General features: G+C 33.1%; 2 protein-coding genes. Both read right to left on the bottom strand.

Annotated elements, in window-relative coordinates; translation table 11 throughout:
- Nucleotides 1-325: 325 nt before the first annotated feature.
- Nucleotides 326-2,422, bottom strand: a complete 2,097-nt coding sequence (locus tag CKF54_RS07470) for an ATP-binding cassette domain-containing protein (protein ID WP_119525729.1) — start codon at nucleotides 2,420-2,422, stop codon at nucleotides 326-328.
- Nucleotides 2,423-2,562: 140 nt separating this feature from the next.
- Nucleotides 2,563-3,120, bottom strand: a complete 558-nt coding sequence (gene hpt, locus CKF54_RS07465) for a hypoxanthine phosphoribosyltransferase (protein ID WP_119525728.1) — start codon at nucleotides 3,118-3,120, stop codon at nucleotides 2,563-2,565.
- Nucleotides 3,121-5,133: the final 2,013 nt, after the last annotated feature.

The following is a 5,133-nucleotide window of genomic DNA, read 5'->3' as shown; positions in this document are numbered from 1 at the left end:
CAGTTTTTGTCTACAGAAAGTATTAAATCTGTCAACCATTTGGGGGTAACCTCACCCTTTAAGAGCGACTCACTAATATTTTAATAGTTATAACTTGTTAATTTTTTGGTTTTTACTTAGTTTTTAAGTTTTACTCAATTTAATTTTTTAGTAAACTAGAATTTCTTTAATTATAACATACTTAAGCTTAAACTTATGTAAAAAGTTTATTCCCAGCACTGTCTAGTAAAAACAAATCTAGCTTCTTAAACTGAGCCTATAACCTTGAGGTTATAAACAATTGAACCAAGATAAAACCATTCGTTTAACCTTTAGTTAGTATCATCTACAGCACTTCACCTAAGCGTTCACGCTTTTCCTCTAACTCTAACCAACGCTCTTGCAGTTCTTCTGATAGCTCTTGTTTAGCGTTAAGAAGTTTGGTTTTTTCTTCTAGCTGTAAATAGCCATTTGGATTACTACCTAACTCTTCAATCTCAGCAAGTAGTTGCGCCATTTCCGCTTCAAGCTCTTCGAGCTGGTTTGGAATGTTTAACAAGTCTTGTTTTTCTTTGTAAGATAAACGTTCAGTACGGTTTTGCACTCGTCCGTTACCTGCAGTTGCTTGACTTGTTGCACTTGCTTGGCTTGCACTAGTAGCAGTGTTAGAACTTTTGCTGGTGGTTGCTCCACTAGCGGTTACACCATTTTGTTGAGTTAAATGAGCATTTGCGTTAGCTACACTGCCTTGACCTGTTAGTTCTTGGTTGTTGGTACTTGATGCTTTGCCTGCTACTTTACTTGCAGCTTTGGCTTGAGCAGCTAGAGCTTTAGCCTGCTCTGCTTCAAGTAATTGCTGATGAAGTACTACGTTATCGCTATAACCACCAACGTATGGGTAAACCTTTTGTTGGTCAATAAACCAAGTTTCTACTGCAACATTGTCGATAAACTGACGATCGTGTGAAACGATTAAGATCGTACCGTCGTATTCACTTACTAGCTCTTCAAGCAGTTCTAAGGTTTCAATATCCAGATCATTAGTTGGCTCATCAAGTACGAGCAAGTTAGACGGTTTAGCTAAGATTTTTGCCAGTAGTAAACGGTTACGTTCACCTCCAGATAAGCTTGATACTTTAGTACGAGCTTTTTCAGCAGTAAACATAAAGTCACCTAAGTAACCAATGGCATGACGAACATGCCCGTTAACATAGGCTTCTACTTTACCGTCAAACACGTTATCGATTGCTGTTTTGTCTAGATCTAGCTCTGCACGTAGTTGATCAAAGTAGGCAACTTCTAAGTTTGTTCCTATATGTACACTACCATGAGTTGGTTCTAATTCGTGGAGTAACACCTTAATAAGCGATGATTTCCCACAACCATTATCTCCAACAATCGCAATACGACTTTTTGCAGAGACACGATTAGTAAAATCAGTAAAGATTGTTCGTCCACCTAACTCTAGTCCAAGCTCGGTAATTTCAAAAACAAGTTTACCAGAACGAGTAGTTTGCACGTTAATTGAACCAAAATCACTTAGCTTACGCATATTCTGCGCTTCGACACGCATTGCTTTTAACGCACGTACACGTCCTTCGTTACGGGTACGACGAGCCTCGATACCTTTACGAATCCACTTTTCTTCTTCAGCTAAGTTCTTTTCAAAAAGCGCTACTTGCTTTTTCTCATCTTCTAGACGTTTATTACGTCCATCAAGATAGCCACTAAAACTACCTGGATGATCATACACATGTCCACGATCCAGTTCAACAATACGCGTTGCCATGTGATCCACAAATGCACGGTCGTGCGAGATAAAGACAATTGCTCCAGGAAAACTTTGTAAACTGTTTTCTAACCATTGAATCGAGCTAATATCTAAATGGTTCGTTGGCTCATCGAGCAGTAAAACATTTGGGTTACTTACAAAAGCTTTAGCTAGCTCTACGCGTCTTAACCAACCACCCGAGAACTCTTGAAGTTTACGTTCAGCAGGAATTCCAAGTTGGGTTAGTACGGCAGCAATACGTTTATCTAAACTCCAGTAGTCACCGGTGTTAATTTCTTCTTCAAGTTGTGAAATTAAACGCTCTAACTCTGCCGTTGGGGTTTGGCTATAAGCCAATAGAGCTTGTTGATGTTGTTCAAGTACTGCTTGTGCATGTGCAGCTCCCGAAGCGACATACTCATAAGTTGTAATATCTAGACGTTCTGGGGGATCTTGACGTAAATAAGCAATACGTACATTGGTTTCCAAAATACGTGAACCTGAATCTAAGTCCTCACTCCCTAAAATTACTTTAAGTAAAGTTGATTTCCCCGAACCATTACGTCCAACTATACATACTCGTTCATGGTTCTCGATACTTAAGTTAATGTTATCTAAGATAACATGAGAACCAAAAGATAAATTTGCATCGGTTAATCTAACTAATGACATAAAAGATCTTCATAAAAAAAGTTGCTTTGCACGTGACAAAGCAACCTAAATTCTGTGCATTGTACTATTCAAGATCTAGTAACAATAATTTAAAAACTTACTAAAAAAATAAATTAAAAGACAAGCAATTTGCTGTTAACTTATTTTTTCTCTTCAATGTAACCAATTGCAGTTACATTACGATATTTTTGTGCGATTTCAAAGCCGTAACCAACTGTGAAGCGGTTTTCAACTTCAAAACCTACCCAATCAACTGGAACATCAACTAAACGACGAGCTGGTTTGTCTGCACATGTTACGATGTGAAGAGATTTTGGATTACGGTCTAAAAGTAATTTACGTACTTTATTTAAAGTGTGACCTGTATCGATAATATCTTCGATAATTAACACATGTTTACCTGAAATATCAGTATCTAAATCTTTTAAGATTTTAACGTTTAAAGTAGACTCTGTACCATCACCGTAAGATGAAACTGTCATGAAATCGATTGTTAAAGGAACAGTCATTTCACGAGTTAAATCCACTAAAAAGTATACTGCACCACGTAATAAACCTACACAAAGAACTTCTTCACCTGGGTAGTTTTCATTATAAAAACGTGAGATTTCTTCACCTAACTCTGCGTTACGTTTTTTAATTTCGTCGTGATTGAACCAAATATGGAAGTTTTCAGGAGTAAATTGTTTTAGTGTCATGTCTATATCCAGATCAAGTGAATAGTGCGATTATTGCCCCATATTATACTGTAGTTTTTTCTTTTTTGCTTAAATATCGCAAAGCTTGTGAGGTCGAGAACAAGTTAAGAACAAGTCAAGAACAAGTTAGAGTAAGCATTCGGAGAATGTAAAACCACTTCTTGTAAAACGACTTCTTGCTAAACAAATTCTTATTAAACGACTTGAGGTGACTTGCAAATATTAACTTTTAAAGTAAATATTTGCAAGTCACCTCATAGGTGCATGCGTTAATTTGCACAAGCTACTATAACATGAATAATTTCATAATTAAATTCAATGATAGTAAGCAGATGTTGATAATAACAACAGTACAAAGAACTTTAAGTAATTTTTCTTCTGAAAACTTTTTATCGATGTAGTTTAGTAGTTTATTGAAGCTACCCATAAGATGTCTCCCAATAACTTGAAGGTTAAAGAATAGAATATTTTGTTTTGCATTGACTGCAATAATATTGTACAACACAATACATTTTTATGCTGAATAATTTTAACCTTAAATTTATGAAAAATAATATCTTTTTGCAAGTGAGTAAAACTATCGTTTTCCTAGATGTTATCTAGCTTAATTGAATTTTATAAGCTTAAAATAGAGGGGTTAATTGTAAAAACAAGCTGAAAAAATTTTTATTAAGATAAGGTTAAAGTAAGATTTAAGTAAGGTTCAAATAACAAGTTTATAAATTTTGTAAAATAAAAATAAGGATCCCTTATATTAACTATAAGAGATCCTTATAAAATAGTTAGGTAGCATCATAATAAAATTAATAGTAATGACACTTTCCTAGTTTTTAAAACAAATATTATATGATGAATCGAGTAATAACATTACATTATCACTCAATGTGCTACCCTTGCATTATACAACTATCTTATTTAAAAATCTTCCTTTTTTTCCTTTTTACATTCTCCGCATTCTCCGTTTTATTGAAGAAAGTAATTGAAATTTTAAATCTCTTACTTGTCCTATAAGAAAAATAAACATAGGCTATGGTCTTCAAAAAAATAATTGATCAGTTAGCTGAAGGAAAAATTTAGGTAAAAAATAAGGATTCCTAATTACAGGGATCCTTAAAAAATTAGGCAATGTCACTATCAAATTAATGATAATGACACTACCTAGTTTAGTAAAAAATATATAGTTTTAAATATGAAATAAAATCTTGCAAATCAAATTTTTAAGTAAAAGTTTACATGGTAATTATACAATCATTTAACTTAAAAATCAAAGTAAATATCCCCCCTAAAAAAGAGGGGTTAAAAATCTATAAATTGCATATACTCATTAAATTTTTGCAAATAACTAATCTCTAACAAATATCGAGAGGGTGAGTAAGTACTCTAGAAATTTTCGAAGCTTTCTAAGTGTTCTAAGCTTTCTATCCCCCCAATCTTAAAGTAATGTAAAACTAATAAAAAGAAGGATCCCTAGTATTATAGGGATCCTTAAACAATTAGGTAATATCATTATCAAATTTATGATAATGACACTTTCCTAGTTTAAAAATAAATTATTTATGAGATATTTAGTAATAAATATACATTATTACATCAAGTGACACTTATATTATACAACGATTTTACTTAAAAAACAAAGTAAATCCACCCCCTAAAAATAGAGTGGTTAAAAAATCTATAAGTTACATATACTCATTAAATTTTTGCAAATAACTAGTATCTAACTAATTATAGAGGGAATGGATAACTAATCTAGAAATTTTCGAAGCTTTCTAAGTTTTCTAAGATTTCTATCCCCCTCACTCAAAGTCATGTAAAACTAAAAAATAAGGATCCCTTATATTAACTATAAGAGATCCTTATAAAACAGTTAGGTAGCATCATAATAAAATTAATATTAATGGCACTGAGCTGTACCCCAAATGTTAGACAAAACGAAAAACTAACATTTGGAGGTATTGCTCGTTATGAAATTTTCTGATTTATCTATTGTTGATCGTAATAAAATTGTTGAGT

This window comes from Psittacicella hinzii, from assembly GCF_003585885.1.
Lineage (GTDB): Bacteria > Pseudomonadota > Gammaproteobacteria > Enterobacterales > Psittacicellaceae > Psittacicella.
This window is presented reverse-complemented; position numbering and strand designations above follow the sequence as displayed.

Coding starts and splice junctions, on each gene's coding strand:
- CKF54_RS07470 (WP_119525729.1), bottom strand. CDS start 2,422: ATGTCATTAGTTAGATTAACCGATGCAAATTTATCTTTTGGTTCTCAT.
- hpt (WP_119525728.1), bottom strand. CDS start 3,120: ATGACACTAAAACAATTTACTCCTGAAAACTTCCATATTTGGTTCAAT.